General features: G+C 55.4%; 34 protein-coding genes. 23 read left to right on the top strand and 11 right to left on the bottom strand.

Annotated elements, in window-relative coordinates; translation table 11 throughout:
- Positions 1–52: 52 nt before the first annotated feature.
- The 6 genes from ACXAEW_RS08225 to ACXAEW_RS08250 form a co-directional block, all read right to left on the bottom strand.
- Entirely contained in the window at positions 53–982 is a 930-nt protein-coding gene (locus tag ACXAEW_RS08225) for an electron transfer flavoprotein subunit alpha/FixB family protein (protein WP_474940865.1), read from the bottom strand.
- Entirely contained in the window at positions 982–1,740 is a 759-nt protein-coding gene (locus tag ACXAEW_RS08230) for an electron transfer flavoprotein subunit beta/FixA family protein (RefSeq protein WP_474940866.1), read from the bottom strand. The genes ACXAEW_RS08225 and ACXAEW_RS08230 overlap by 1 nt, the downstream gene beginning before the upstream one ends.
- A gap of 315 nt (positions 1,741–2,055) precedes the next feature.
- Positions 2,056–2,628: a cob(I)yrinic acid a,c-diamide adenosyltransferase gene (locus ACXAEW_RS08235; protein ID WP_474940867.1), complete on the bottom strand. Its 573-nt coding sequence runs from the start codon at positions 2,626–2,628 to the stop codon at positions 2,056–2,058.
- A 1-nt stretch (position 2,629) separates the two neighbouring features.
- Positions 2,630–2,836 carry a twin transmembrane helix small protein gene (locus tag ACXAEW_RS08240; protein WP_474940868.1) on the bottom strand — a complete coding sequence of 69 codons (207 nt, stop codon included), beginning with the start codon at positions 2,834–2,836 and terminating at the stop codon, positions 2,630–2,632.
- 68 nt (positions 2,837–2,904) lie between these two features.
- Positions 2,905–3,735 (bottom strand): SDR family NAD(P)-dependent oxidoreductase, encoded by an 831-nt coding sequence (locus ACXAEW_RS08245; RefSeq protein ID WP_474940869.1) that lies wholly within the window; start codon positions 3,733–3,735, stop codon positions 2,905–2,907.
- A gap of 33 nt (positions 3,736–3,768) precedes the next feature.
- Entirely contained in the window at positions 3,769–4,395 is a 627-nt protein-coding gene (locus ACXAEW_RS08250) for an SH3 domain-containing protein (RefSeq protein ID WP_474940870.1), read from the bottom strand.
- A 272-nt stretch (positions 4,396–4,667) separates the two neighbouring features.
- Between ACXAEW_RS08250 and ACXAEW_RS08255 the strand changes: the two genes are divergently transcribed.
- From ACXAEW_RS08255 to rplP, 17 genes are all read left to right on the top strand, one after another.
- A complete protein-coding gene (locus tag ACXAEW_RS08255; protein WP_474940871.1) occupies positions 4,668–7,016 on the top strand; it encodes a DNA topoisomerase IV subunit A in 2,349 nt (782 codons plus the stop codon).
- 119 nt (positions 7,017–7,135) lie between these two features.
- Positions 7,136–7,717, top strand: a complete 582-nt coding sequence (locus ACXAEW_RS08260) for a hypothetical protein (protein ID WP_474940872.1) — start codon at positions 7,136–7,138, stop codon at positions 7,715–7,717.
- Between the two features lie 114 nt (positions 7,718–7,831).
- Positions 7,832–9,007 (top strand): elongation factor Tu, encoded by a 1,176-nt coding sequence (gene tuf, locus ACXAEW_RS08265; RefSeq protein WP_474940295.1) that lies wholly within the window; start codon positions 7,832–7,834, stop codon positions 9,005–9,007.
- Between the two features lie 253 nt (positions 9,008–9,260).
- Entirely contained in the window at positions 9,261–9,926 is a 666-nt protein-coding gene (locus tag ACXAEW_RS08270; protein ID WP_474940873.1) for a hypothetical protein, read from the top strand.
- Positions 9,927–10,142: 216 nt separating this feature from the next.
- Entirely contained in the window at positions 10,143–10,457 is a 315-nt protein-coding gene (gene rpsJ / locus ACXAEW_RS08275; RefSeq protein WP_008207555.1) for a 30S ribosomal protein S10, read from the top strand.
- Between the two features lie 18 nt (positions 10,458–10,475).
- A complete protein-coding gene (gene rplC / locus ACXAEW_RS08280; protein WP_474940874.1) occupies positions 10,476–11,180 on the top strand; it encodes a 50S ribosomal protein L3 in 705 nt (234 codons plus the stop codon).
- Positions 11,177–11,794 (top strand): 50S ribosomal protein L4, encoded by a 618-nt coding sequence (rplD, locus tag ACXAEW_RS08285; RefSeq protein ID WP_153215327.1) that lies wholly within the window; start codon positions 11,177–11,179, stop codon positions 11,792–11,794. Before rplC ends, rplD begins: the two co-directional genes overlap by 4 nt.
- A complete protein-coding gene (locus ACXAEW_RS08290) occupies positions 11,791–12,087 on the top strand; it encodes a 50S ribosomal protein L23 (protein WP_474940875.1) in 297 nt (98 codons plus the stop codon). The genes rplD and ACXAEW_RS08290 overlap by 4 nt, the downstream gene beginning before the upstream one ends.
- A 403-nt stretch (positions 12,088–12,490) precedes the next feature.
- Positions 12,491–12,697, top strand: coding sequence for a cold-shock protein (locus ACXAEW_RS08295; protein WP_474940876.1), 207 nt, complete (start codon positions 12,491–12,493; stop codon positions 12,695–12,697).
- A 602-nt stretch (positions 12,698–13,299) separates the two neighbouring features.
- Positions 13,300–13,407, top strand: a complete 108-nt coding sequence (locus tag ACXAEW_RS08300) for an Imm53 family immunity protein (protein ID WP_474940877.1) — start codon at positions 13,300–13,302, stop codon at positions 13,405–13,407.
- 342 nt (positions 13,408–13,749) lie between these two features.
- Positions 13,750–14,568 carry an alpha/beta fold hydrolase gene (locus tag ACXAEW_RS08305; protein ID WP_474940878.1) on the top strand — a complete coding sequence of 273 codons (819 nt, stop codon included), beginning with the start codon at positions 13,750–13,752 and terminating at the stop codon, positions 14,566–14,568.
- A 241-nt stretch (positions 14,569–14,809) separates the two neighbouring features.
- The gene (locus ACXAEW_RS08310; RefSeq protein ID WP_474943012.1) at positions 14,810–15,235 is read left to right on the top strand and encodes an excalibur calcium-binding domain-containing protein; all 426 of its coding nucleotides are present in this window, start codon (positions 14,810–14,812) and stop codon (positions 15,233–15,235) included.
- Positions 15,236–15,519: 284 nt separating this feature from the next.
- On the top strand, positions 15,520–16,362 hold the full coding sequence (gene rplB, locus ACXAEW_RS08315; RefSeq protein WP_215267547.1) for a 50S ribosomal protein L2: 843 nt from the start codon (positions 15,520–15,522) through the stop codon (positions 16,360–16,362).
- 3 nt (positions 16,363–16,365) lie between these two features.
- On the top strand, positions 16,366–16,644 hold the full coding sequence (gene rpsS / locus ACXAEW_RS08320; protein WP_474940879.1) for a 30S ribosomal protein S19: 279 nt from the start codon (positions 16,366–16,368) through the stop codon (positions 16,642–16,644).
- A 3-nt stretch (positions 16,645–16,647) separates the two neighbouring features.
- The gene (rplV, locus tag ACXAEW_RS08325) at positions 16,648–17,028 is read left to right on the top strand and encodes a 50S ribosomal protein L22 (RefSeq protein ID WP_474940880.1); all 381 of its coding nucleotides are present in this window, start codon (positions 16,648–16,650) and stop codon (positions 17,026–17,028) included.
- Positions 17,028–17,744: a 30S ribosomal protein S3 gene (gene rpsC, locus ACXAEW_RS08330; protein WP_474940881.1), complete on the top strand. Its 717-nt coding sequence runs from the start codon at positions 17,028–17,030 to the stop codon at positions 17,742–17,744. The genes rplV and rpsC overlap by 1 nt, the downstream gene beginning before the upstream one ends.
- A gap of 12 nt (positions 17,745–17,756) precedes the next feature.
- A complete protein-coding gene (rplP, locus tag ACXAEW_RS08335) occupies positions 17,757–18,170 on the top strand; it encodes a 50S ribosomal protein L16 (RefSeq protein ID WP_474940882.1) in 414 nt (137 codons plus the stop codon).
- Between the two features lie 146 nt (positions 18,171–18,316).
- Here the strand turns inward: rplP and ACXAEW_RS08340 are convergent, their stop codons facing one another.
- Both ACXAEW_RS08340 and ACXAEW_RS08345 read right to left on the bottom strand, forming a co-directional pair.
- The gene (locus ACXAEW_RS08340; RefSeq protein ID WP_474940883.1) at positions 18,317–18,709 is read right to left on the bottom strand and encodes a hypothetical protein; all 393 of its coding nucleotides are present in this window, start codon (positions 18,707–18,709) and stop codon (positions 18,317–18,319) included.
- A gap of 97 nt (positions 18,710–18,806) precedes the next feature.
- Positions 18,807–19,625, bottom strand: coding sequence for a DUF2189 domain-containing protein (locus tag ACXAEW_RS08345; protein WP_474940884.1), 819 nt, complete (start codon positions 19,623–19,625; stop codon positions 18,807–18,809).
- Positions 19,626–19,782: 157 nt separating this feature from the next.
- On the opposite strand from ACXAEW_RS08345, the gene ACXAEW_RS08350 reads away from it, so the two are divergent.
- Positions 19,783–20,403, top strand: coding sequence for a TIGR02466 family protein (locus ACXAEW_RS08350; RefSeq protein ID WP_474940885.1), 621 nt, complete (start codon positions 19,783–19,785; stop codon positions 20,401–20,403).
- Positions 20,404–20,501: 98 nt separating this feature from the next.
- Here the strand turns inward: ACXAEW_RS08350 and ACXAEW_RS08355 are convergent, their stop codons facing one another.
- The 3 genes from ACXAEW_RS08355 to ACXAEW_RS08365 all read right to left on the bottom strand — a co-directional run bounded on the left by ACXAEW_RS08355 (position 20,502) and on the right by ACXAEW_RS08365 (position 22,508).
- Positions 20,502–21,257 carry a VPLPA-CTERM sorting domain-containing protein gene (locus ACXAEW_RS08355; RefSeq protein WP_474940886.1) on the bottom strand — a complete coding sequence of 252 codons (756 nt, stop codon included), beginning with the start codon at positions 21,255–21,257 and terminating at the stop codon, positions 20,502–20,504.
- Between the two features lie 417 nt (positions 21,258–21,674).
- Positions 21,675–22,004: a DUF2322 family protein gene (locus ACXAEW_RS08360; protein ID WP_474940887.1), complete on the bottom strand. Its 330-nt coding sequence runs from the start codon at positions 22,002–22,004 to the stop codon at positions 21,675–21,677.
- Positions 22,005–22,142: 138 nt separating this feature from the next.
- A complete protein-coding gene (locus ACXAEW_RS08365; protein WP_474940888.1) occupies positions 22,143–22,508 on the bottom strand; it encodes a hypothetical protein in 366 nt (121 codons plus the stop codon).
- A gap of 345 nt (positions 22,509–22,853) precedes the next feature.
- Here ACXAEW_RS08365 and rpmC point away from each other — a divergent pair, with 345 nt between their 5' ends.
- The 5 genes from rpmC (at position 22,854) to rplE (ending at position 24,637) form a co-directional block, all read left to right on the top strand.
- Positions 22,854–23,054: a 50S ribosomal protein L29 gene (rpmC, locus tag ACXAEW_RS08370; RefSeq protein ID WP_153215342.1), complete on the top strand. Its 201-nt coding sequence runs from the start codon at positions 22,854–22,856 to the stop codon at positions 23,052–23,054.
- Positions 23,055–23,066: 12 nt separating this feature from the next.
- Positions 23,067–23,297: a 30S ribosomal protein S17 gene (gene rpsQ / locus ACXAEW_RS08375; protein WP_153215343.1), complete on the top strand. Its 231-nt coding sequence runs from the start codon at positions 23,067–23,069 to the stop codon at positions 23,295–23,297.
- Between the two features lie 100 nt (positions 23,298–23,397).
- Positions 23,398–23,766: a 50S ribosomal protein L14 gene (rplN, locus tag ACXAEW_RS08380; protein ID WP_005621870.1), complete on the top strand. Its 369-nt coding sequence runs from the start codon at positions 23,398–23,400 to the stop codon at positions 23,764–23,766.
- A gap of 2 nt (positions 23,767–23,768) precedes the next feature.
- On the top strand, positions 23,769–24,074 hold the full coding sequence (rplX, locus tag ACXAEW_RS08385; protein ID WP_474940889.1) for a 50S ribosomal protein L24: 306 nt from the start codon (positions 23,769–23,771) through the stop codon (positions 24,072–24,074).
- Positions 24,074–24,637 (top strand): 50S ribosomal protein L5, encoded by a 564-nt coding sequence (gene rplE / locus ACXAEW_RS08390; RefSeq protein WP_474940890.1) that lies wholly within the window; start codon positions 24,074–24,076, stop codon positions 24,635–24,637. The genes rplX and rplE overlap by 1 nt, the downstream gene beginning before the upstream one ends.
- Positions 24,638–24,640 lie beyond the last annotated feature (3 nt).

Consider the following 24,640-nt stretch of genomic DNA (forward strand, 5'->3'; position numbering starts at 1 on the left):
ACGAAAAGGCCCACCATTTGGCGGGCCTTTCCACGTAAAAAGCACTCAGCGTTTAGCCAAGTTTTTCGGTCAGTTCGGGTACCGCCTCAAAGAGGTCGGCCACCAGGCCAAAATCAGCAACCTGGAAGATCGGCGCTTCTTCGTCCTTGTTGATGGCAACGATGATCTTGGAATCTTTCATACCTGCAAGGTGCTGGATTGCACCGGAGATACCAACGGCGATGTAGAGCTCAGGCGCAACAACTTTGCCGGTCTGACCAACCTGCCAGTCATTCGGCGCAAAACCGGAATCGACTGCGGCGCGGGATGCACCAACGGCCGCACCCAATTTGTCTGCCAGAGTTTCGATGATTTTGAAGTCTTCTTCAGACCCAACACCGCGACCACCAGAGACCACAACACCAGCCGATGTCAGCTCAGGACGGTCGCTTGCGGCGACCTTGTCCTCAACCCATTCGGACAGACCAGGGTTGTCAGCTGCTGCGATGGTCTCGACAGAAGCTGTTCCACCTTCGCCTGCGGCGTCAAATGTCGAGGTGCGGAAGGTGATGACCTTCTTTGCATCCGCGGATTTCACAACCTGAATGGCATTGCCGGCATAGATCGGGCGTTCAAACGTGTCTGCATCCACAACCGCGGTTACATCGGACAGCACCATCACATCCAGCAGTGCCGCAACGCGGGGCAGGATGTTTTTGGCATCGGTGGTCGCAGGCGCCACGATGTGGCTGTAGTCGCTGGCCAGACCTGCGATCAGCGCCGCCGTTGGTTCCGCCAAGCGGTGGCCCAAAGACGCATCTTCGGCGACCAGAACTTTGGCAACACCGTCGATCTTGGCGGCTGCTTCACCGGCTGCGGCTGCGGTAGCACCAGCAGCCAGTACGGTTACATCACCCAGATCTTTGGCCGCGGTGACAGCTTTGGCGGTGGCGTCCAACGCCAGTTCACCATTTGTTACTTCTGCGAGAAGAAGAACAGACATTACACAGCTCCTACTTCTTTGAGTTTCGCCACCAGCTCGCCAACCGAGCCGACCTTGATACCAGCTGCGCGTGCTTCCGGTTCTTTGGTTTCCACCACGGTCAGGCGCGGTGTCACGTCAACGCCGTAGTCCGCAGCGGTTTTCTCATCCAGCGGCTTTTTCTTCGCCTTCATGATGTTCGGCAGCGACGCGTAACGCGGTTCGTTCAGGCGCAGGTCCACGGTTACGATGGCCGGCATCTTGACGCTGATGGTTTGCAGACCGCCGTCTACCTCACGGGTGACTTTGGCGGTGTCGCCATCGACATCCAATTCCGAAGCAAAAGTCGCTTGCGACCACCCCAGCAGAGCTGACAGCATCTGGCCGGTGGCGTTCATGTCGTTGTCGATGGCTTGCTTACCCGCCAGAACCAGACCGGGCTGCTCTTCCTCGACGATTTTGGCAACAATCTTTGCAACGGCCAGCGGCTCGATGTCCTGATGGACGTCGTCTGCAGCTACAACCAGAATTGCACGATCCGCACCCATGGCCAGTGCGGTCCGCAGGGTTTCCTGGGCCTGCTTCACACCGATGGAGACGGCGACAACTTCATCTGCCTTGCCGGCTTCTTTCAAACGGATGGCCTCTTCGACGGCAATCTCGTCAAAGGGGTTCATCGACATTTTTACGTTGGCGAGATCGACACCGCTGCTGTCCGCTTTGACGCGAACCTTTACGTTATAGTCAATCACGCGTTTTACAGGTACGAGGACCTTCATGGGCGCTATCTCCTTCACAATGTAGCCGACCCAGTGCTTGGGCGACCGCTATGCTCTCGCAGCGTTGATAGCCGTAGAAATGGATGATCAACAGGGCAAAATCGTCACGTTATGGTCTTAGGACGTCGCGTTTGAAAATAATTCCATGGAAAAGCCCATAAAAACTTGGGCTTCCATAAAAGCTACGGCCTTCGTCGAGAGGTAATAAAATTGCCTGAAATTGGAGTGTCCAGCAACTAATCTGCGCATCGAGTGATTCGGATTGTGCTGCGACGCAGAAGGGTTCTGTGCACGTTCTGGGCGATTTCTGAATAATCAGCGGTTTGCGCCGGGTACCCACAAAACGTCGTCTGCACCATTTGTATTGGCAACCCGAGACGCGACAAAAAACCAGTCTGACAGACGGTTCAGATAGGTAACAGCGACAGGGTTGATCGCTTCGGTTGTGGACAGTTCTGTCGCCAGCCGTTCAGCGCGCCGGGCGACGGTGCGGCAGACATGGAGGTGTGCAGCCAATGGGGCGCCGCCGGGCAGAACAAAGCTGCGTAAAGGTGAGAGATTGCCATTCATTGCGTCAATCTCAGTCTCAAGACGATCCACCTGAGCCTGCACCATGCGCAGCGGCGGATACTCGGCATCGGCGTCTTTCTCCATGTCGGGGCGGCAGAGGTCTGCGCCAAGGTCGAACAGGTCGTTTTGGATCCTGGCGAGCGCCTCGTCGGTTTCTCCTTCGGCGGACAAACGTGCGACACCCACAAATGCGTTCAACTCATCCGATGTGCCGTAAGCGTTGACACGGGCGGAGTGTTTGGCGACGCGGTCCCCATTTCCAAGCGCGGTGTCGCCCTTGTCTCCGGTGCGGGTGTAGATCTTGTTCAAAACAACCATTTCACTGCCCTCCCTGGCTGCGCAGATATACAAACCCTAATACTGCGACGACTGCGATGAACTGAAACAATATCCGCAGGCGCATCAACTTGTTTGAGTTCTTCTTGTGAAACCGTCCGCCCGCGCCAAAACTTCCAATTCCGACAACCAGAACAATAACGGTGGCCCCAACGGCAAGAACTCCCAGAATATATAGCGGATCTAACATCTCGGCCTCTTCATCTGTGCATTTGTTATATCATCTAATGGATCGGTCGCGTTTTGCGACCGGTGGCCTCAACGTAAACGCATCAGAATGCGGTCGATGGCACGCGTTCCAAGTATCCGTTTCAGACGCCCGGCAATATGGGTCGGCGTTGTGACATAATAGCGCGCGCGGGGGCGACGTGCTTCACAGGCGTGTGCCAGTTTTGCGGTCACCGCAGAAGCGGGTAGCTCAAACCGATCGGGCCCATCGCTATGATAGAGACGTTTGAGCAAGGATTTTTCATAGAGATCGCGAAGAGGAGAGTTTTCCCAATCCACGAAGCGTTCGAAATGCGGAATAGAGTTCTGGCGGATTTTGGACGTAACGGGGCCAGGCTGGATCAGCGACAGGTGGATATTGGTGTCCGCCAGCTCGACTCGCATCGAATCCGTGAGGCCTTCCAGTGCGAATTTGGTTGCCACATATGCGCCGCGCCACGGGAATCCGACAAAGCCAAGGATCGAAGAATTGTGAATGATCCGCCCGTGCCCCTGGGCCCGCATTACGGGGATTACGGCGCGGGTCAACGTGTGCCAGCCAAAGAAATTGGCTTCAAAGATCGCCCTTAACGCCTCGGTTGGAAGATCTTCGACCGCGCCGGGCAATCCGTGCGCGCCATTGTTAAACAAAACATCCAAGGTGCCGCCGGTTTCGTTAAGCACCATTTCAAGGCCTGAATGGATGCTGGCTTCTTCGGTGTAGTCAATGCGGGGGCTGATAAAACCCTCGGCCCGCATCCGGTCACAGTCTCGCTGTTTGCGGCATGAGGCAAAAACGGTCCAGCCGCGCTCACGCATGCGGCGCGCGGCGTCCAGTCCGATGCCCGATGAGCAACCGGTGATCAGCAGTGTTTTTGCCATGAAACAGCCCTTTGAACAGATCCTGTCTGGAACTTATGGGGCTTTCTTGGTCAGCAGGGAAGCGGCAATCCACCCCACACGGCCGTCGTTGTCGGCTTTTAGCCGCAGCCAGCCTGTTCCGTTGTCTTCCAGAACAATGACTTTGTCATTCGCCAACAGGCGGGCTGTCACGGAATAATTGGTTCCCGGCCCCTGGCGCATGTTGACGCGCGATGCGCTAACATAACGAACGTCTGCTTGTGCGGCGTCCGGGCGTTCTGCCGTGGTGATCAAGGGCGCTGCGGGTTGGGACGTAATCGCGCTCAGCCCACCTTCCAGAGATACCAATTGTAGCCCACCTGTCGGAATGCGGTTGTCGAAGGCAGCTGCTGAGTTGAGGATGCTTCCAGCTTGGACCAGACGCTCACGTGCCACCTGCTGGCGCAGGTCAGGATTTGCCAATGGGCGCTCAACGCGACCGACTGGAACGACTTCTTTGGATCGACGATTGGCGGAGGCAGATTCGAGCGCGGTACGCTCAGGCGCAGGGCCTGGTGCTTCTGCCTGAACGTCAGCAACAAGTTCTGGACGTTCCTGTGGCTGGAAATCCGCACCGCCGCTCAATTCATAAAAGGCCCACCCAAGGCCTAGAAAAGACACCACAACAAAGCGCGAAGACATGGCGCTCACTCCCCCAAAGAATTAAAATAATATGGCAGCACGCGGCCGCTTCTGTGCCGCGTAGACCAGCCTCCCCCACGAATCGGCGGCTGGTAGTTGTTATCTAATCATATTTTAACGATTCTCGTAGGGGAGAACGCCCAGAATGCTCCCCCAAGTCTGGAAACAATCTATTGATACGAGGGCATCTTAAACGAAAGCTTTGGTTTAAAATCTGTGGACGAAATTCATGACCGCTTTACCACGACGGGGCAGGGCAGTATCACAATTCCATGACCGACCTGGTAGATGACCCCGATATGCCGTCCTCCCCGGAAGAGGGAGAGATCCTGGAACCTTTGCGCCGCGCGATTGGAGAGCGGTACCTGACCTATGCGCTCAGTACCATCATGCACCGCGCGCTGCCGGATGCACGCGATGGTCTGAAGCCGGTGCACCGCCGCATTCTTTACGCCATGAGCCGACTGCGGTTGTCCTCGACCGGCGGTTTTCTGAAGTCTGCCAAGATTTCAGGCGACACGATGGGTGATTTCCACCCCCATGGGGACGCTGCGATCTATGACGCGATGGCGCGTCTGGCCCAGGATTTCAACGTGCGCTACCCGCTGGTGGATGGCCAGGGGAACTTTGGCAATATCGACGGCGATAACCCCGCGGCCTCGCGCTATACAGAAGCGCGGATGACCTTTGTCGCCGAAGCGATGCTTGAAGGTCTGAGCGAGGATTCGGTTGATTTCCGCGACAACTATGATGGCCGTCTGACCGAACCGGCGGTTCTGCCGGCAACCTTCCCGAATATTCTGGCCAATGGTGCGGCAGGGATCGCGGTGGGCATGGCGACCAATATTCCGCCCCATAATATCGCGGAACTGGTGGACGCCTGTATCCACCTGATCAAAACGCCCGGTGCCCATGATGATACGCTGCTGAACTATGTGCCGGGGCCGGATTTTCCGACCGGTGGCGTCATTGTGGAACCGCGTGAAAATATCGCCAAGGCCTATAGCACCGGTCGCGGTTCGTTCCGACTGCGCTCGACCTATGAGGTTGAGGATCTGGGTCGTGGGCAGTGGCAGATTGTTGTCACAGAGATCCCGTATCAGGTTCAGAAGTCCAAGCTGATCGAAAAGATCGCCGAGCTGATCCAGACCAAGAAAGTGCCGATTCTCGCCGATATTCGCGACGAATCCGCAGAAGACATCCGTATCATCCTGGAACCGAAGTCCAAGAATGTGGACCCAGAGGTTCTGATGAACATGATGTTCCGTAACTCGGATCTCGAGACGCGGTTCAGCCTCAACATGAACGTGCTGATTGATGGGGTCACACCCAAAGTCTGCTCGATGAAGGAGGTTCTGCGCGCCTTCCTGGATCACCGCCGTGATGTTCTGCAGCGCCGTGCCCGTCACCGGATGGAAAAGATTGACCACCGGTTGGAGGTTCTGGAAGGCTTTATCATCGCCTTCCTCAATCTGGACCGCGTGATCGACATCATCCGTTACGATGACGACCCAAAAGCCGCGTTGATGCGCGAAGACTGGAGTGTCGATCACCCGCGCGCCTTTACCGAAGCGGACTATGTTACGCCGGGCGAGGGTGTGGGCGAGCTGACCGAGGTCCAGGCCGAGGCGATCCTCAACATGCGCCTGCGCTCCTTGCGCAAGCTGGAAGAGATCGAGCTGACCCGCGAACGCGACGCCCTGCGTGAGGAACGTGCCGGGCTGGTTGAATTGCTGGGTTCCGAAGATATCCAGTGGAGCCGCATCACTGAACAGCTGCGCGAGACCAAGAAAAAATTCGGCAAGGATTTCGCCGGTGGTGCACGTCGGACCCGCTTTGCCGAAGCGGCGGAAGTGGAAGATGTGCCGCTTGAGGCGATGATCGAGCGCGAACCGATCACCGTGGTCTGTTCCAAGATGGGTTGGATCAGGGCTATGACAGGTCATATCGACCTGAACCGCGAGCTCAAGTTCAAGGACGGCGACGGCCCACGGTTCGTGTTCCACGCTGAAACAACCGACCGCTTGCTGGTCTTTGGCTCCAACGGACGTTTTTATACAGTGTCGGCGGCAAACCTGCCCGGCGGGCGTGGCATGGGTGAACCCCTGCGCCTGATGGTGGATTTGCCCAACGAAGTCGAAATTGTCGACCTTCTGATCCACAACCCCGAAGGAAAGCTGTTGGTGGCCTCTGATGCGGGCAACGGGTTTATCTGCGCCGAGAAAGAGATCGTCGCCCAAACCCGCAGCGGCAAACAGGTTCTGAACGTCAAGGATGAGGACAGGGCCAAACTCTGTATTCCGGTGACCGGTGATCACGTGGCTGTTGTCTCCGAGAACGGCAAGTTTCTCGTCTTCTCGGTTGAGGAGATGCCAGAACTTAACCGTGGTAAAGGTGTGCGTCTGCAAAAGTACAATATGGCGCGCGGCAAGCAGGGGGCGCTGGAGCTGGACGGTGGCCTGTCGGACATCACCACCTTTAACTGGGAAGACGGACTGAGCTGGGAGATGGGCGGTGGCAAAACGCGTCACGAACCCGACTTGACCGAATGGCTTGGAAAACGGGCCAGTGTCGGCAAGCGACCACCCTATGGCTTCCCGCGGAACTACAAGTTCAAATGACTCTGTAAAATATGTGACCCGCGTGCCACCCGGCGCGCGGGTTTTTGCTTGGGCGGCTTTGCGAATGCGTAAAAACCCCAGTAAACCGTTGCTGATCTTGACGTTTAAAGGACGTATCCATGGCCCGAATGCTCTCTCTTCTTGCCGGACTGCTGATGTTGGCGGCCTGCGGTTCGACCCAGGTGGACGAAGCGCCAGAGGATTTGGGGGCCTTCAAGGCCCGCGTTTTGCATGTCTACACGGAAAAGGCTCTGCAATGGCCGCTGTCGCGCGATGCCGAGCAAAGCGAATGGCAGGAACCGATGGAGCGTGCCCTGAACGCGCGGCTTGGTCGCTATCAGGGTGAACAGGAATATGATGTTGCCGTTACGCTGGAGGGGTTCATGTTGGCCCCGGGCGGCGTCCCTATTGTCTTTTCGCCCAAAAGCGTCGCGGTGGTGAATGTCTTTGTCTATGACGTCGCAGGCAAGCTCTTCCTCGCCGAAAAGGTGCAGATGGAGATCTTTGAGGATACGACCGGCGAAAGCGCGCTTCTGGGGTCTGGTCACAGCCGTACCAAACAGGAACAGATCGACGGTCTTGCGCTCAATATTGCCGACAAGATCGAAGAATACATCGCCGAGAAACACGCCGAAGAGGGTTGGTTCAACCCGCGCGCCGCAGATGCGGCAGCTGATGCAGACGTACAACAGGCAGGCTAGACGTCGCAGCAGACAGGAAGCGACTTGATTTTTGTGCGCAAACCAAATAAGCCGCGCGCGCAGAGGAAACCGGGTCACGGATGACCCCCCAAAATTCAAAAGGGCGCCTAGAGAATGGCAAAGGAAAAGTTTGAGCGTACAAAACCGCACGTCAACATCGGCACCATCGGCCACGTTGACCACGGTAAAACCACGCTGACCGCAGCGATCACCAAATACTTTGGTGACTTCAAGGCCTACGACCAGATCGACGGCGCACCGGAAGAAAAAGCACGCGGCATCACCATCTCCACCGCCCACGTGGAATATGAGACCGAAAACCGTCACTACGCACACGTCGACTGCCCCGGCCACGCTGACTATGTGAAGAACATGATCACCGGTGCGGCGCAGATGGACGGCGCGATCCTGGTTGTGAACGCCGCTGACGGCCCGATGCCGCAGACTCGTGAGCACATCCTGCTGGGCCGCCAGGTTGGCATCCCGAAGATGGTTGTCTTCATGAACAAAGTTGACCAGGTCGACGACGAAGAGCTGCTGGAACTGGTGGAAATGGAAATCCGCGAGCTGCTGTCTTCCTATGACTACCCGGGCGACGATATTCCGATCGTTGCAGGCTCCGCTCTGGCGGCGATGGAAGGCAACAAGCCTGAAATCGGCGAAGAGAAAATCAAAGAGCTGATGGCGGCTGTTGACGACTACATCGACACCCCTGAGCGCGCTGTTGACCAGCCGTTCCTGATGCCGATCGAAGACGTGTTCTCGATCTCTGGTCGTGGTACCGTTGTGACCGGTCGTGTTGAGCGCGGCGTGATCAACGTCGGCGACGAGATCGAAATCGTTGGTATCCGCGACACCTCCAAAACCACCTGTACCGGTGTTGAAATGTTCCGCAAGCTGCTGGACCGCGGTGAAGCAGGCGACAACATCGGCGCGCTGCTGCGTGGTGTTGACCGTGAAGGTGTTGAGCGTGGCCAGGTTCTGTGTAAGCCCGGTTCCGTGAACCCGCACACCAAGTTCGAAGCAGAAGCCTATATTCTGACCAAAGAAGAAGGTGGCCGTCACACCCCGTTCTTCGCGAACTACCGTCCGCAGTTCTACTTCCGCACCACCGACGTCACCGGCACCGTTACTCTGCCCGAGGGCACCGAGATGGTTATGCCTGGCGACAACCTGAAGTTCGACGTTGAGCTGATCGCACCGATCGCGATGGAAAACGGTCTGCGCTTCGCGATCCGCGAAGGCGGCCGCACCGTCGGCGCCGGCGTTGTGTCCAAAATCACCGAGTAAGTTTAAGTTTCCTTGGGAAACTTAAACAAGTGAGGGGCAGGCGGTTTCCCACCGGGAAGTCGCCAAGACTTTACCCGGTGCTGAATGAAAAAAAGGCCGCCTTCAGGGGTGGCCTTTTTGTTTATGCGAGGCCCTGCCTCGCGCTCCGAAGTATTTAGGAAAAGATGAAAGTGGACGGGCGGTGGCGTGCTTGTTCGATTTGCATTTCTCGCCTAAGGGTTGTGTGAATTCGACTGGGCACTGGAGGAGCATTTTGGAACAAGAGACCGCGATGTGTCGCGAGGATGTATACAAATCATTGAATTACTGGGTTCAAGAGGCCAGCGACGCACGACGGGCGGCTGCGTTCGTTCGGGGTTATGTAACCGTTCAGCGGGAATATCTTGACCGTAAAGCGAAAGCTGGGGGAGAGCTTTCAAATCCTCAGTATTCTGCTGTTGCTCGCGCCGCATATGCTAGGCTCTATGCAACAGAACGCGAGTTGGTTCTATTTGTTTGCCGATCGCATCAGGATACTGATGAGAAAGCCTTTGGGGTTGGGAAGGTTAAGAATGCTCTCTGTGACCTTGTTAGATCTCGCTGCCCTCGCATCGACAGGGAAATGGGGCAGCTGTTTGTAGAGTTTCGCAAACAATACAAAGAGCGGTTGGAGCGTATTGGAGACTTGCGTAACAATGCCATGGCGCATTCGGATCGTGAGATTGTTCTTGGACGTTGTACGAATGAGGTAGAGGTTTTCGAGTTTGTCGAGACTACGGAGGCGATTTGTCTGCTTGTTGAGAAACTATGTTCCGTTTTCTTAAACCGGTGTGAGCCAACATCGGAAGAAACAAGCAGACTCATTCTCTATCGTGAGGTGGCGGCCGAACACGATGGTGTTGCATTTTGGAAGCACAGCTTTCGGGAGTGGGCGAAGTAATCCGATGTGCACCAAATCCTAAACCCACCGCACGCCCCATGTGCAACGCGTTTCGCTGCGAAACCCCCTTGCCATATGACCATTTCAGGCGTAAAGAGCGCCATCCCGCTCTGCGGGGCAAAGGCGGGGTGATTCCCGCCTTTTGGGTTCGATGAGGGTTCGTGATGGTCACATGCCCTCCTCTCAACTCCAACGCCTGGATAAAAAGGCATACTTATGCAAAGCCAAAACATCCGTATCCGGCTGAAGGCATTTGACTATCGCGTTCTGGATGCCAGCACGCAAGAGATCGTCAACACTGCCAAGCGCACCGGCGCCACCGTTCGTGGTCCGATCCCGCTGCCGAACAAGATCGAGAAATTCACCGTTCTGCGTGGTCCTCACGTTGACAAGAAATCCCGTGACCAGTTCGAGATCCGCACACACAAGCGTATGCTCGACATCGTTGATCCGACTCCCCAGACCGTGGACGCGCTGATGAAGCTCGACCTCGCCGCTGGTGTTGACGTCGAAATCAAGCTGCAGTCGTAAGATCGGAGGGTAATTCATATGCGCTCTGGTATTATCGCAAAGAAAGTGGGCATGACCCGCTTGTTCATGGAAGACGGCAAGCAGATCCCTGTCACCGTTCTTTCGCTGGACGGTCTGCAGGTTGTTGCACAACGGACCGAAGAAAAAGACGGCTACACCGCAGTTCAGCTGGGTGCAGGTTCCGCAAAGGTTAAGCGCGTATCCCAAGCGATGCGTGGCCACTTTGCTTCTGCCAAGGTTGAACCCAAGCGTAAGCTGGTTGAATTCCGCGTTCCTGCCGATGGCCTGATCGAAGTTGGCGCAGAAATCTCTGCCGAGCACTTCCTGGAAGGTCAAAAAGTTGACGTCACCGGTACCTCTATTGGTAAAGGTTTCGCAGGTGCGATGAAGCGCCACAACTTTGGCGGTCTGCGTGCGTCGCACGGTGTTTCGATCTCGCACCGTTCGCACGGTTCGACCGGTCAGTGTCAGGATCCGGGCAAAGTTTTCAAAGGCAAGAAAATGGCCGGTCACATGGGTGCAGCCCGTGTTACCACCCAGAACCTGGAAGTTGTGAAAACCGACGCCGATCGCGGTCTGGTCTTCATCAAAGGCGCCGTACCTGGTCCGAAATCCGGCTGGGTTACCGTTAAGGACGCCGTGAAGAAGAAAGCCCCCGAGGGTCTGCCGTTCCCGGCCGCTCTGAAAACTGCGGAAGCTCCCGCGGAAGGTGGTGAAGCATGAAACTTGACGTGATCAAACTCGACGGTGCCAAAGCTGGCGATATTGAACTGTCCGAAGACCTGTTTGGTCTGGAGCCGCGCGCAGACATTCTGCACCGTGTGGTTCGCTGGCAGCGCAACAACGCACAGGCCGGTACCCACAAGGTTCTGACCCGTTCGGAAACCAGCTACTCGACCAAGAAGATCTATCGCCAAAAAGGCACCGGTGGCGCACGTCACGGTGACCGTAACGCGCCGATCTTCCGCAAAGGTGGCATCTACAAAGGTCCGACCCCGCGTTCGCACGGTCACGACCTGCCGAAGAAGTTCCGCAAGCTGGGTCTGCGCCACGCGCTGTCCGCAAAAGCAAAAGCGGGTGAACTGGTCATCATCGAAGATGCAGCTTCCGAAGGCAAAACCGCTGCTCTGGCAAAACAGGTCAAGAACCTGGGCTGGAAGCGCGCGCTGGTCATCGATGGTGCGTCCGTGAATGAGGACTTCCTGAAGGCATCGCGCAACATCGAAGGTCTGGATATCCTGCCGACGATGGGTGCAAACGTCTATGACATCCTGAAGCGTGACACCCTGGTGATCACCAAAGCAGGTGTCGAAGCACTGGAGGCTCGCCTGAAATGAGTGCCAAGGCAGAACATTACGACGTGATCCGCAAGCCGATCATCACCGAGAAAACCACTCTGGCGTCCGAAAATGGCGCTGTGGTCTTCGAAGTGTCGATCGACGCGGCCAAACCACAGATCAAAGAAGCTGTAGAAGCGCTCTTTGGTGTGAAGGTCAAAGCGGTCAACACCACCATCACCAAGGGTAAGGTCAAGCGTTTCCGCGGCCAGCTGGGCAAGCGTAAAGACGTGAAAAAAGCCTATGTGACCCTGGAAGAAGGCAACACCATCGACGTGTCCACCGGTCTGTAAGATCGGCCTTCTTGAAAAGATCAAACAGCCCCTCGCCACCGGCGGGGGGCTTTTTTGTGCCAATGGCGTTCTGTTTAGGGTGTTTCCGAAATGGAATTTCGACCACTTGCTGCGTTCCCCACTTCAGAAATTTTCACGTGATTGGTGGCTTGCGGTGGGGTGGCATGTCCCAATGGTGTTTGGCTTTGCAGGGCGGCTCTTCAGTTTGGGGGTTTTTCTACATAAAACTACTTTTTTACGAGGTTTTTGATTGACGCCAAGGCCAACTGGCCTCATGGATGACGTGCTACGTTTTCGTTTCTCGACTCTTTTCCGGCCTTGCGGCGATAGGTATCGATGTTGCCTCGACGCGGCCGTGCTGCCGCATGTTGCGGGCAGCCCCATATTGAAAAGGATACGCGGAATGGCTAATGGCACCGTGAAATGGTTCAACTCTACCAAGGGTTTTGGTTTTATCGCACCCGAAGATGGCGGCAAAGATATCTTTGTTCACATCTCTGCGGTTGAGCGTTCTGGTCTGACCGGTCTGGCAGACAACCAAAAAGTCACCTTCGACATCGAAGCTGGCCGTGACGGTCGCGAAAGCGCCACCAACCTGGAACTGGCATAAGCTTTTATCCAGTTGCTGGCCTCTGGGCTGGTCTTGGGAAAACCTCTGCAATTGCAGAGGTTTTTTTGTTTTTGGGAAACGGTTTTTGCTTCGTCCGCATCAAGGATTCCACCAGTTTGTAAAAGACTGCCCTTCTGGAAGATGATTGAAGCGCCCCCCACCCCCCGGACGTTGGCATTTACTTGTTTACACATAGCGTTAGGTTCTTTGCATAGAACAGTGGGGTTCGCGCATTGTCAGACTATCATATGCTTTATGGTTTGCTTTCTCGGGTTTTTGTCGAGATCCGTGCCGCGTCAACGTTGAAAAAGGCGTAAGGGCTGGCCGACATCGTCCACAACGTCCCTGATGAGATCGAAAGAGGGGTTGCTGCAGCTGAAATTCTCGCCCGTTTGCGTCTGCGTGCGGAACGGATAGGCGCGGGTGATGTGATTGAAGGCTATATCAGATCAATCGCACGGCCGAACACGCGCAAGGGGAGATTGGGGGATTTGAAAGCACGCGACGCAGGTAACTGAGGACGCGTGGTCTCGAACTAGAATTTCGGTAATGTTATTCAGACCAAGTTAGAATGATAGAATGCCTAAATAGTGGGTGGTGATATGTTATCAGAATTGCAAGACTGGTTTGCGCGACAGTGTGATGGAGATTGGGAGCATCAAGGAGGGATCAGTATCGAAACGGCTGACAGCCCAGGATTGTTTGTGTAAGTGGGCTTGAATGGCCTGAATTGCGCTAAAGCTCTTGCTGTGGAGAAAGAAAACCACCACAGATCGGATTTCGATTTTTTAACCTTTAAATTCGATCAAGAGTGCGAGTCTTTATCTCTGGCATGTGGTCCGAGAAACTTGGCGGTCGGGTTGGATGTACTCGTTCAGTATTTAAAGTAGCACAGTATCTCTGCACTTCTTCCTTTAGAGCTGAGTCCTCTCATTTTGTTGACTTCATCTTAGGTCATTTCAATAAACTCCCTCCAATTGCAGGAAATTCCTTATATTGTTCGCAGTCCATTGGCCGTAGGGTCTGGCAAATCAGACGTGAGGGGCGGGGCGATGATAGCGCGGATCTTGATTGCAGTTGCGGTTTCTCTGGGGCTCGGTAGCCTCGTTTACGCGCAGATCTTTGACGAACACGCCTATGGGCCACATTCCAGACATCGCATGGATGTCTATGCACCCAAAGCGGCCGAGGGCGCGCCGGTGATCTTGATGCTGCATGGCGGTGGCTGGCAGACGGGCAGTAAACGGGTGCCCAATGTCTGGTTTCATAAATCCCGTCATTATACATCCAAGGGCTATGTCTTTGTCTCCACCAACACCCGGCTGATGCCAGAGGCGCATCCGTTGGAGCAGGTGCAGGATCTGGCCCGCGCGCTGGCCTATGTGGAGGAGAACGCAAGACACTGGGGCGGCGATCCCAATCGGATCATCCTGATGGGCCATTCTTCTGGCGCGCATGTGGCGACCCTGTTGGCGCTCAGGCAGGACCTGCTGCAGGCTGCGGGGGTGCGTGCGCCAATGGCCGTGGTCTCCCTGGATACCGCCGCCCTGGACGTGGCCCAAGGCATGGCCGGCGTTGCGCGGCGCTGGCTGGGACCGGTGTTTGGGGAGGATCAGACCCAGTGGCAGGCGGCCTCACCAGCGACCTATATCGACGCTGAGGATCCGCCCCTGCTGATCGTCTGCTCCAGCACCCGCAGCTGGCCCTGCCCAACGGCCGAGCGTTTTGCGCAGCCCTTCTCCCAAGTCGACGTGTTACCCGTGCCGCTGGCACATCGTGCAATCAATGGTGGATTGGGGCGGAGGGGGAGTTATACTGAGGCGGTAGATACGTGGCTCTCGGAGGCAGGAGTCCACGAAGAGTTTGAGTGAGAGCAGTAGTAAAAAATATTGCTATAAGTCGGCAATGCGCTTTCCTTTTACTTGATTGGTATAGTTCTATACTCCAATAGGTTGTCATTCTTTTTTGAGCGAATGTAATGTGGAGTGTGAGAACTTGAGAAGAGCTTTAGCCGGACTCTGTAGCCTGCTTGTAATTGTCGGATGCGGAAACTCCCTTGATACCGCCATCTATAGCGGACAGAGCACGGCGTTTCTTTGGGCTGCACAAAGTGTGGAGCGTGACCCAATCAGGTTGTCAATTATTGAGGCCGAATTGGGTAGCCGAGGAGAGTTCAGCTCTGGCACGTATAGGTACATTGGTAGTCGTTCGAGCGCTGCAGTTGGCAGTACAAGATATCGGCGTGCGAGCGGTGCCAATCCAGTTAGGGACGACAAAAACTGCAGTGACTTCTCTAGTTCCGCTCTAGCTCAAAAATTCTTCTTAAAGTCAGGTGGTCCGGTTCAAGATTTGCATGGGCTGGACAGAGATGGTGACGGGTTTGCTTGCGAATGGGGTGAGAAATTGAAACGTACCGCTTCAAAGTATAGCTACAAACCTCGAACCACTCGTAGCTCATCCTCTCGTTGCTACACCGGTCCACGTGGCGGTACTTATACACTTACGGCTGGTGGGCAGAAAAATTACAACGGTTGCTAACTTCCATTTATCGAGAATGCGGCTCCTGATAGAAAAGGTTTGCGCGGATCGCAGTCTATCGCCCATTGCCACCACCCCGCCTTTCCGTTATATCCCGCTCATTCTGTGGCCTCGGATTCGTTCCGGGGCCTCTGATATTTGGAATCGGGGACCTTCGGGGCCCTAAAACTTTGGTCACCTGAACCCGTCGCACCACGATTACGGCGCAGCAAGGCAGGGGGCTTTCACATAGCGGTATCCTACTTCTTCCTCGGATATCGCACGCTAAACGGAAGACAGAAAGCATGGCACTCAAGTCGTATAAACCGACTACGCCGGGCCAGCGTGGGCTGGTTCTGATCGACCGTTCGGAGCTTTGGAAAGGGCGTCCGGTTAAATCTCTCACTGAGGGTTTGACCAAATCGGGCGGCCGGAACAACACCGGACGGATCACTTCACGCCGCCGCGGCGGTGGCGCAAAGCGTCTCTACCGGATCGTTGACTTCAAACGGAACAAGTTTGATGTCGCCGCAACTGTTGAGCGCATCGAATATGACCCTAACCGGACTGCCTTCATCGCACTGGTGAAGTATGAAGACGGCGAGCAGGCATACATCCTGGCTCCGCAACGTCTGGCAGTTGGTGACAAGGTCATCGCCTCCAGCAAGGCCGACATCAAGCCGGGCAACGCAATGCCGTTCTCGGGCATGCCAATCGGTACCATTGTTCACAACATCGAAATGAAACCGGGCAAAGGCGGCCAGATCGCCCGTGCAGCCGGTACCTACGCACAATTCGTAGGTCGTGACGGTGGTTACGCTCAGATCCGTCTGAGCAGCGGTGAACTGCGCATGGTCCGTCAGGAATGCATGGCAACCGTTGGTGCGGTATCCAACCCCGACAACTCGAACCAAGACTACGGTAAAGCCGGTCGTATGCGCCACAAAGGCAAGCGTCCGTCGGTTCGTGGTGTTGCGATGAACCCGATCGATCACCCGCACGGTGGTGGTGAAGGCCGCACATCTGGTGGTCGTACTCCGGTTACACCTTGGGGTAAGGACACCAAAGGTAAGCGTACCCGTAACAAAAACAAAGCGTCGCAAAAGCTGATCATCCGCTCGCGTCACGCCAAGAAGAAAGGGCGGTAATCCATGACTCGCTCTGTTTGGAAGGGTCCTTTCGTTGACAGCTATGTCCTGAAAAAGGCTGAAGCTGCACGTGAATCGGGCCGCAATGAAGTGATCAAAATCTGGTCCCGTCGTTCCACCATCCTGCCCCAATTCGTGGGTCTGACATTTGGTGTTTACAACGGTCAGAAGCACATCCCAGTCAACGTCTCGGAAGACATGATCGGTCAGAAGTTCGGTGAATATGCACCGACTCGGACCTATTACGGTCATGCTGCGGACAAAAAAGCGAAACGGAAGTAAGTCATGGGCAAGGCAAAGAACCCCCGCCGCGTGGCCGAAAACGAGGCAATGGCAAAACTGCGCATGCTTCGCACCAGCCCGCAGAAACTGAACCTGGTAGCCGCAATGATCCGTGGCAAGAAAGTCGAGAAGGCGTTGACCGACCTGACTTTCTCGAACAAGCGGGTCGCACAGGACGTGAAGAAGTGCCTTCAGTCCGCAATTGCGAATGCTGAAAACAACCATAATCTGGACGTCGACGAGCTGATCGTTGCCGAGGCCTATGTGGGTAAAAACCTGGTCATGAAGCGCGGTCGCCCGCGTGCACGTGGTCGCTATGGTAAGATCCTGAAGCCGTTCTCGGAGCTCACCATCAAGGTGCGTCAAGTTGAGGAGCAAGCCTAATGGGACATAAAGTCAATCCGATCGGCATGCGCCTTCAGGTCAACCGCACCTGGGACAGCCGCTGGTACGCCGATACCAAGGATTACGGTGATCTTCTGCTGGAAGACATCAAGATCCGTGACTTCATCAAAGTTGAGTGCAAACAAGCCGGTGTTGCACGTGTGATCATCGAACGTCCGCACAAGAAGTGCCGTGTGACGATCCACACCGCACGTCCGGGTGTTATCATTGGTAAGAAAGGTGCAGACATTGAAGTTCTGCGCAAGAAGCTTGCCGCGATGACCGAGTCCGAGCTGCACCTCAACATCGTTGAAGTGCGCAAGCCCGAGCTTGATGCACAGCTGGTTGGCGAGTCCATCGCTCAGCAGCTGGAACGCCGTGTGTCCTTCCGTCGCGCAATGAAGCGTGCCGTACAGAACGCAATGCGCATGGGCGCCCTGGGTATCCGGGTGAACGTCGCTGGTCGTCTGGGTGGTGCTGAAATCGCGCGTACCGAATGGTACCGTGAAGGCCGCGTGCCTTTGCACACTCTGCGTGCTGACATCGATTACGCACACTCTGAAGCCATGACCCCCTACGGTATCATCGGGATCAAGACATGGATCTTCAAAGGCGAAATCATGGAGCACGACCCGCAAGCGCGTGATCGTAAATCGCAAGAAGTCCAAGACGGCCCGGCACCTCGCGGTGCAGGCGGCAACCGTCGCGACCGCTAAGGAGAAGATACAATGCTTCAGCCAAAGCGTACAAAATTCCGCAAGATGCACAAAGGCCGGATCTCCGGTCTGGCAAAAGGCGGCTCTGATCTGAACTTCGGCACATTTGGTCTCAAAGCTCTTGAGCCCGAGCGTGTGACCGCGCGCCAGATCGAAGCTGCTCGTCGTGCGATGACCCGCCACATGAAACGTCAGGGTCGTGTTTGGATCCGTATCTTTCCAGATACTCCGGTCACCTCAAAGCCGACCGAAGTTCGTATGGGTAAAGGTAAAGGTTCCGTCGACTATTGGGCGTGCAAGGTTAAGCCTGGCCGCGTGATGTTCGAAATCGACGGTGTCGACGAAGACATCGCCCGCGAGGCTCTGCGTCTGGCGGCGATGAAACTGCCGATCAAAACCCGCGTTGTGGTTCGCGAAGACTGGTAAGTCTTTGCGCCCAAATTGGGAATGAACAAGAACCCCCGCCGGGAAACTGGCGGGGGTTTTCTTTTCCTTTGAGGGCATTGTCCTATTCTAAGGTCAGCGTGCCGCTCACGATGTTGGTATAGGCGCCATTGCCGTCCACCCCTGAATCAAACGCGGGCCTCTTGCCATTTTCCGGTGCCACCCTCCACAGTCCAGGTGCCTTGCATCCGCCCATTAGAGGTCATGGATCTGGCGTGCCAGGTGATCACAACCTCTTCGCTGTCCAGATCCGTATAAAGGCAGACATCGGTTCCCGTCGGGGTGCCGGAATGGATTACCACTGTGCCGGTACAGGGACCGGTAACTTGGGCCAACGGATTGCCGGGGTCGCGCCCTTCAAATCCTGAATATTCAGTGTGAATGTTGACTACAGTCAGCCGTGGTGTGAGCTGGCGGATGACCGACTGCACCTCTCCCAATCCGATCCCCGCGACGTCAAAGGTCTCTGCAAGGCCCACGGTTCCTGTGACAATCATTCCCGCCGCAAGGCTGGTTCGCATCCAGCACATCTGACTTCCCCCGTTTCTGGCAGCTGCCTCCTCGCAGCCGATACATAAAATACCAGAAAGGGGATATTTGGTCGATTACACCATATGATCAGGGGTGCGCGGGCTGTTTCGCGTCTGCGGACGGGACGCCATAGGCCAGCATGTCATACAGATGCCAGGTCGCATGGCCCAGCAGGGGAAGGGTGACGAACAGGCCCAGAAAACCCGGCAGCATCGACACTAGCGTCACCACACCAATAAAGGCGGCCCAGGGGATCATGACGCCCGGATACAGCTGCACATAGGTAAAGCTGGTGATCATCGCAGTGACAAAGTCGATCTCGCGATCCAGCAACAGGGGCAGGGCGAGGACCGTGATCATATACAACAGCAGCGCAAAGGCCGCGCCGATTACAGTGCCAAAGCCCAACATCTTGATCCCCTGCAGCGTGCCATAGACCTCAAGCGAGGAGGAGATATTGGTCATCGCCGAATGGCCCAGAAACAGCGCAAAGATCATATGCGCCAGAAAGAACCAGAACAGGAACATCACCACGATGATGGCGCAGATGGATGGCAATTGGCGTTTGGATTGCCGAAAGACCACCGTCAGCGTCTTGTTCATATCCATCGGCGCACCGCGGGCAAATCGACGGCTCACATCATAAAACGCGACCGCTGCAAAGGGGGAGAACAGCGGGAACCCGACGGCGGCCAGAACCAGCCAGTATGTTTGTCCTGTGGCACGTGTAACCCAGACCATCACCCAGCCGATCAGCACATAGACCCCGGCGATGGCCAGTGCAAAAAGCGGCGCGCGGGTCATGTCTTGCCAACCGCGCCGCAGCGCCTCGCGCAGCACTGCTGGGGTCACGGGGGCAAGATCCGGCACACCGGGTTCCGGGGGACGTTGTGGTTGCCATTGCATCGCTGTTTCCTCCTCCTCAAGAAATCCAGCGCACGTTTCCGAGGATGAGCTTAACACGGAACCGGGATCTGTCGACGGGCAGGCGCAAGATTTATGCAGTTTCACTGCATGTTTAACGCCCCTCGTCAGGTGGCAGCTCTTGCGCTAAGACAGGCCCATGGCACAGATCGATTCCCTTTTTGTCACCCGATTCTATCGCGCAAGCCTGTCCGAGCACGGTCCCAAGATTGATGCGGCAGAGCTTGAAAACTCCTGCCTGGTCATTGCCGAAGATGATGAAGCCGGTCAGGACTGGTGCGAGGAGAACGGCTACCCCGGCTATACCTCTTATGCGTCGCTGACGGATCTGCCGTGGCGGTTCCCGATTTTTGAGGATCTGAAGACATCTTTGGACGCCCATGTGGCCGCCTTTGCCAAGGATCTGGAGCTGGATCTGGATGGGCGCGCGCTGGTTCTGGAAGACCTGTGGATCAACATCCTGCCCGAAGGCGGCACCCACGCCAGCCACATCCACCCGCATTCGGTGATCTCCGGCACCACATATGTTGCGATGCCCGAAGGAGCCTCGGTGTTGAAGCTGGAGGATCCCCGTTCGGCCATGATGATGGCGCACCCGCCGCGCAACAAGGATGCCCGCCAAGAGCTGCGCACCTTTGTCTATCAAACGCCCAAAGTAGGCGACGTGCTGTTGTGGGAAAGCTTCATCCGTCATGAGGTGCCGTTGAACATGGCCGAAGACGAACGGATCTCTGTAAGTTTCAACTACCGCTGGGAATAATCCCGCAGACGCAAACCGGCTCTGAAACGCGTGGTGTGCGCCCATGAAAAAAAGCCCCGCTCTGGCGGGGCTTTGATGTCTTTGCGCCAGCCCGCCTATCAGGCTTGTTTGGACTTCTTGCGACGCTTCAGTGCGGCAAATCCGGCGAGGCCTGTAACCAGCAGCGGCAGCGCGGCAGGGACAGGGACCGGGGCAGGTGGTGCGCTGCTGACAGATGCAAACAACACATCGTCCAAGCCGGTGGTATCGCCAGTGTTGCCGTTCAGGTCTGTGAACACAACCGACCGGATATCCGGGATATCCGAGGCAATCCCCATGAAATAGCGATTGTTGCGCTGGAAGTTAGCGCTGATCGAGCTGAAAGATCCGAGAGAAGCGCCAAATTCGTCAAACGCCTCGATGGTCAGGCCGTTGTTGCCGCGCGGGTTGAAATAATCGATGATGAACAGCCCGGCGCCTAACACATTCTGCGCAAAGGTCATGGTAAGAGAGGAAAATCCGTTCGGGTCGAACAAATAGTTCGAAACCGGGTTTAAACCCTCGCCCGAGCTCAACGGGGTTGCGCCAGTATTCCCCTGTCCCGGGCCTGCACCGTTGAGTATACTGCCCAGACCCACGCCGGACAGGGTCACCCCGTCGGAACCGGTGTAAAACGACCCATCCAGCGGCTGGCCAGAGGTCATCCCCTCAAAATCAACGTTAGAATTGACCTGACCACCAAACCCGGTAACGGCGTTTGTCCAATCGGTCGAGTTGGTTGTTGGGTTGCTAACAAATCCAAAAGTCGCGGCCTGCGCGACAGCAGCGGTCGACATAGCAACGACAGCAGCCAGCGTTATTGACTTCATACTCATGATAAACTCGCATTTTCTTTATACTGAAAACATCCCCCCCCACGGGGCACGCGCAGTTTCGCAATTTGGTGAACGATTTGTCAATAAATTGATTAGCCATTAACGCTTTTGGCTGCATTTTAATCGTTGATCGTAAAGTTTTGAGAAAATTGATCCGGTTTTTTTGTTTTCGCTTAATTATTTATGGCGGGTTTAGGGGATTTGTGCAGTCGGCAATAATTTGTAACCGTGACAGTGCGGGGGTGGGGTAAGCGAGGCAGTTAACGCTAGCATGTCGACTTTATATGTGATTCTTTGGACGGACAACGCGCCTGAATAAGGAAGGCCCGCCAATAGCGGCGGGATTTCTTGTTTTTGCCGGGGTATGATCACGCGCAGTGCAGAGCCTGCAAACTGCATTCGCGCCTGTTGCAGAGTTTACGCGGCCACAATCCGGGCCGTCAGTGGCGCGGCCCCGTCGATAATGGCCAGCAACAGATCAATATTGGGATGCGCGCCGGGACGGTTCTTGGCATCCTCGGTATGTTCGCCAAAGACCTCAACTCCATGGGCGGCCGCGGTGGCGTCCAGTTGCTGAAAACTCTGCGCGAGATATTGATAGACTGCGAGCGATCCCTGTTTGCCGGGTTTGTTTTCAATGCTGGCCACAATCGCCCCGCTTGCATCCAACAGTTCAATGCGGGCCAGCCCGTCGATAGAGGGCAGGAGGGAGAGGTTGTCTTTGAACGTAGGCGACGGTTGGATCATGGTTTGGTCCTTTGGCTGTTTTATGAGCCGCTGGTTAACAGTTTGCAGCGCATGAAGCCAAGTGGTGCTGATCCCGATAGGGCGGAGCCAAGCATCGAAGATACTCGGCCCCTCAGTTAGTTCCGGCTTTCAAGCTTATTACTTTACTTTGATGGAAACGGGATCGCCAAAAAGCTCAAACTTCATTTTTCCTTTTCGCTCGGCGATAAACACTGCTTCGACAACCGGTGTGGCGCCTCCACATGATTTGCTATTGCGAACACCTGTTTTGCCTGCAACGATTTTACCCAGCTTTAGCGCCCCGTATTGCCCCTCCATCTTCTGGATGGCGCCTTTACTGGGAGGCTTTCCGCACTCGCCGCGTAAGCCATGAACAACAATCTGTTCACCTACGTTAATCGTCACTTTCTTATTGTAAGGTACGTTGTTGCTGCTATCGGCAATCGCTGCGGTGCCAAGGGCAACAGTCAGCGAAAAAGCGATCACGCCTAGTTTCCGGTTCATTGAAATTCTCCACAATTAATACGCAGCAAAATTAACGGAAATAGTGCATCTGAACTCAAGTAAATGTTTTGCAAAGCGCAATTGTTTCTCGGAAAAGTAAATGGGCTACGCGGATCAGTGTGCCTGTGTTAACTGAATTGCATCCCTCAACTTTCCCTTGCCTCCAACCTCTTATACCCTTATAGGAGCCTATCGCTCATGGGGTTTGCCTTGCGAATCCCTTTGGGCGATATATTTTTTCGGGGCTAAGCCATTGGTGCAGCACCGGAATTTACATAACCCACCAGGTGAATGAGTTACCCGCCATAAGGGGCTCTCTGGTGCCAAGGAAAGGAACGAAAGGCGATGAACGCCAAGGATCTTCGCGATAAGACCGTGGATGAGCTCCGCGATCTGCTCGCTTCTTACAAAAAAGAGAGCTTCAACCTGCGCTTTCAGCAGGCAACCGGTCAGTTGGAAAACACTTCGGGTATCCGTGCGGCACGCCGCAACGCCGCCCGTGTGAACACCATCCTGAACGAAAAAGCTGCAGCAGCAGCTGAATAAGGAGCTTCAAAGATGCCCAAACGTATCCTGCAAGGCGTCGTGACCTCCGACGCAAACGCTCAGACCGTCACCGTATCGGTTGAACGTCGCTTTACGCACCCCGTTCTGAAGAAAACCATCCGTAAGTCCAAGAAATACCGGGCCCACGATGAGCAGAACACATTCAAGGTTGGCGACAAAGTCCGCATCATCGAATGCGCACCGAAGTCGAAAACGAAACGCTGGGAAGTTCTGGAAGCCTAAGAGTCTGAACCTTCAGACTCCTGGCGACTAAACTTGACAGTTAGTCGAAACCCTGGGGATCCCAGCACGCATCGCTGCCCCATAGGTCGGGAGAAACCACATGATCCAGATGCAAACAAACCTGGATGTTGCTGACAACTCCGGCGCTCGCCGAGTTCAGTGCATCAAGGTTCTGGGTGGCTCCAAGCGTAAATACGCTTCCGTTGGCGACATCATTGTTGTCTCGGTTAAAGAAGCCATCCCGCGCGGCCGCGTGAAAAAAGGTGACGTCCGTAAGGCCGTTGTCGTTCGCACCGCCAAAGAAGTACGTCGCGAAGACGGCACCGCGATCCGTTTTGATCGCAACGCTGCCGTAATCCTGAACAACAACAACGAGCCGGTTGGTACCCGTATCTTTGGCCCGGTTGTTCGTGAACTGCGCGCGAAGAACTTCATGAAAATCATCTCGCTGGCTCCGGAGGTGCTGTAATTATGGCTGCTAAACTCCGCAAAGGCGATAAAGTGATCGTCCTGGCTGGCAAGGACAAGGGCAAAGAAGGCACCATCGCCTCTGTTGACCCGAAGGCCGGTAAAGCCGTGGTTGAAGGCATCAATATCGCCATCCGCCACACCCGTCAGACGCAAAACGCTCAAGGTGGTCGCCTGCCCAAGGCAATGCCGATCGACCTGTCCAACATTGCTCTGCTGGACGCAAACGGCAAAGCGACCCGCGTTGGCTTCCGCATGGAAGACGGCAAAAAGGTTCGTTTCGCGAAAACCACCGGGGAGGCTGTATAATGCTGGATGATGCAAACTACACCCCGCGCCTGAAGGCTCTTTATGCGGAAACCATCCGCGCAGGCCTGAAGGAAGAGTTCGGCTATAAGAACGAGATGCAGATCCCCAAGCTGGATAAGATCGTTCTGAACATCGGTTGCGGCCGCGCTGCTGTCAAAGACAGCAAAAAAGCGAAATCCGCACAGGCTGACCTGACCGCAATTGCTGGTCAAAAAGCTCTGACAACCGTTGCCAAAAACTCGATCGCTGGTTTCCGCGTTCGTGAAGGCATGCCGATGGGTGCAAAGGTTACTCTGCGTGCAGATCGCATGTACGAATTCCTGGACCGCCTGATCACAATTGCGATGCCTCGTATCCGCGACTTCCGCGGCGTATCTGGCACCTCCTTCGACGGTCGTGGCAACTATGCCATGGGCCTGAAAGAGCACATCGTGTTCCCGGAAATCGATTTCGATAAAATCGATGAAGCCTGGGGCATGGACATCGTAATTGCCACCACAGCGAAAACCGACGCTGAAGCAAAGGCACTGTTGAAAGCTTTCAACATGCCCTTCAACAGCTAAAGC

The organism is Epibacterium sp. ABZ3_068 (assembly GCF_056159265.1).

Excerpts from the sequence above, each read along its gene's own strand:
- ACXAEW_RS08300 (WP_474940877.1), top strand. The coding sequence starts at position 13,300 with ATGTTATCAGAATTGCAAGACTGGTTTGCGCGACAGTGTGATGGAGAT.
- ACXAEW_RS08365 (WP_474940888.1), bottom strand. The coding sequence starts at position 22,508 with ATGAACCGGAAACTAGGCGTGATCGCTTTTTCGCTGACTGTTGCCCTT.
- ACXAEW_RS08240 (WP_474940868.1), bottom strand. The coding sequence starts at position 2,836 with ATGTTAGATCCGCTATATATTCTGGGAGTTCTTGCCGTTGGGGCCACC.
- ACXAEW_RS08225 (WP_474940865.1), bottom strand. The coding sequence starts at position 982 with ATGTCTGTTCTTCTTCTCGCAGAAGTAACAAATGGTGAACTGGCGTTG.
- tuf (WP_474940295.1), top strand. The coding sequence starts at position 7,832 with ATGGCAAAGGAAAAGTTTGAGCGTACAAAACCGCACGTCAACATCGGC.
- rplP (WP_474940882.1), top strand. The coding sequence starts at position 17,757 with ATGCTTCAGCCAAAGCGTACAAAATTCCGCAAGATGCACAAAGGCCGG.
- ACXAEW_RS08345 (WP_474940884.1), bottom strand. The coding sequence starts at position 19,625 with ATGCAATGGCAACCACAACGTCCCCCGGAACCCGGTGTGCCGGATCTT.
- rplX (WP_474940889.1), top strand. The coding sequence starts at position 23,769 with ATGGCTGCTAAACTCCGCAAAGGCGATAAAGTGATCGTCCTGGCTGGC.
- ACXAEW_RS08355 (WP_474940886.1), bottom strand. The coding sequence starts at position 21,257 with ATGAGTATGAAGTCAATAACGCTGGCTGCTGTCGTTGCTATGTCGACC.
- ACXAEW_RS08250 (WP_474940870.1), bottom strand. The coding sequence starts at position 4,395 with ATGTCTTCGCGCTTTGTTGTGGTGTCTTTTCTAGGCCTTGGGTGGGCC.
- rpsC (WP_474940881.1), top strand. The coding sequence starts at position 17,028 with ATGGGACATAAAGTCAATCCGATCGGCATGCGCCTTCAGGTCAACCGC.
- rplE (WP_474940890.1), top strand. The coding sequence starts at position 24,074 with ATGCTGGATGATGCAAACTACACCCCGCGCCTGAAGGCTCTTTATGCG.
- ACXAEW_RS08255 (WP_474940871.1), top strand. The coding sequence starts at position 4,668 with ATGACCGACCTGGTAGATGACCCCGATATGCCGTCCTCCCCGGAAGAG.
- rplV (WP_474940880.1), top strand. The coding sequence starts at position 16,648 with ATGGGCAAGGCAAAGAACCCCCGCCGCGTGGCCGAAAACGAGGCAATG.
- ACXAEW_RS08245 (WP_474940869.1), bottom strand. The coding sequence starts at position 3,735 with ATGGCAAAAACACTGCTGATCACCGGTTGCTCATCGGGCATCGGACTG.
- ACXAEW_RS08290 (WP_474940875.1), top strand. The coding sequence starts at position 11,791 with ATGAGTGCCAAGGCAGAACATTACGACGTGATCCGCAAGCCGATCATC.
- rplC (WP_474940874.1), top strand. The coding sequence starts at position 10,476 with ATGCGCTCTGGTATTATCGCAAAGAAAGTGGGCATGACCCGCTTGTTC.
- ACXAEW_RS08360 (WP_474940887.1), bottom strand. The coding sequence starts at position 22,004 with ATGATCCAACCGTCGCCTACGTTCAAAGACAACCTCTCCCTCCTGCCC.
- rpsQ (WP_153215343.1), top strand. The coding sequence starts at position 23,067 with ATGCCCAAACGTATCCTGCAAGGCGTCGTGACCTCCGACGCAAACGCT.
- ACXAEW_RS08340 (WP_474940883.1), bottom strand. The coding sequence starts at position 18,709 with ATGCGAACCAGCCTTGCGGCGGGAATGATTGTCACAGGAACCGTGGGC.
- rplB (WP_215267547.1), top strand. The coding sequence starts at position 15,520 with ATGGCACTCAAGTCGTATAAACCGACTACGCCGGGCCAGCGTGGGCTG.
- rpmC (WP_153215342.1), top strand. The coding sequence starts at position 22,854 with ATGAACGCCAAGGATCTTCGCGATAAGACCGTGGATGAGCTCCGCGAT.
- rplN (WP_005621870.1), top strand. The coding sequence starts at position 23,398 with ATGATCCAGATGCAAACAAACCTGGATGTTGCTGACAACTCCGGCGCT.
- rplD (WP_153215327.1), top strand. The coding sequence starts at position 11,177 with ATGAAACTTGACGTGATCAAACTCGACGGTGCCAAAGCTGGCGATATT.
- ACXAEW_RS08230 (WP_474940866.1), bottom strand. The coding sequence starts at position 1,740 with ATGAAGGTCCTCGTACCTGTAAAACGCGTGATTGACTATAACGTAAAG.
- ACXAEW_RS08235 (WP_474940867.1), bottom strand. The coding sequence starts at position 2,628 with ATGGTTGTTTTGAACAAGATCTACACCCGCACCGGAGACAAGGGCGAC.
- rpsS (WP_474940879.1), top strand. The coding sequence starts at position 16,366 with ATGACTCGCTCTGTTTGGAAGGGTCCTTTCGTTGACAGCTATGTCCTG.
- ACXAEW_RS08295 (WP_474940876.1), top strand. The coding sequence starts at position 12,491 with ATGGCTAATGGCACCGTGAAATGGTTCAACTCTACCAAGGGTTTTGGT.
- rpsJ (WP_008207555.1), top strand. The coding sequence starts at position 10,143 with ATGCAAAGCCAAAACATCCGTATCCGGCTGAAGGCATTTGACTATCGC.
- ACXAEW_RS08350 (WP_474940885.1), top strand. The coding sequence starts at position 19,783 with ATGGCACAGATCGATTCCCTTTTTGTCACCCGATTCTATCGCGCAAGC.
- ACXAEW_RS08260 (WP_474940872.1), top strand. The coding sequence starts at position 7,136 with ATGGCCCGAATGCTCTCTCTTCTTGCCGGACTGCTGATGTTGGCGGCC.
- ACXAEW_RS08305 (WP_474940878.1), top strand. The coding sequence starts at position 13,750 with ATGATAGCGCGGATCTTGATTGCAGTTGCGGTTTCTCTGGGGCTCGGT.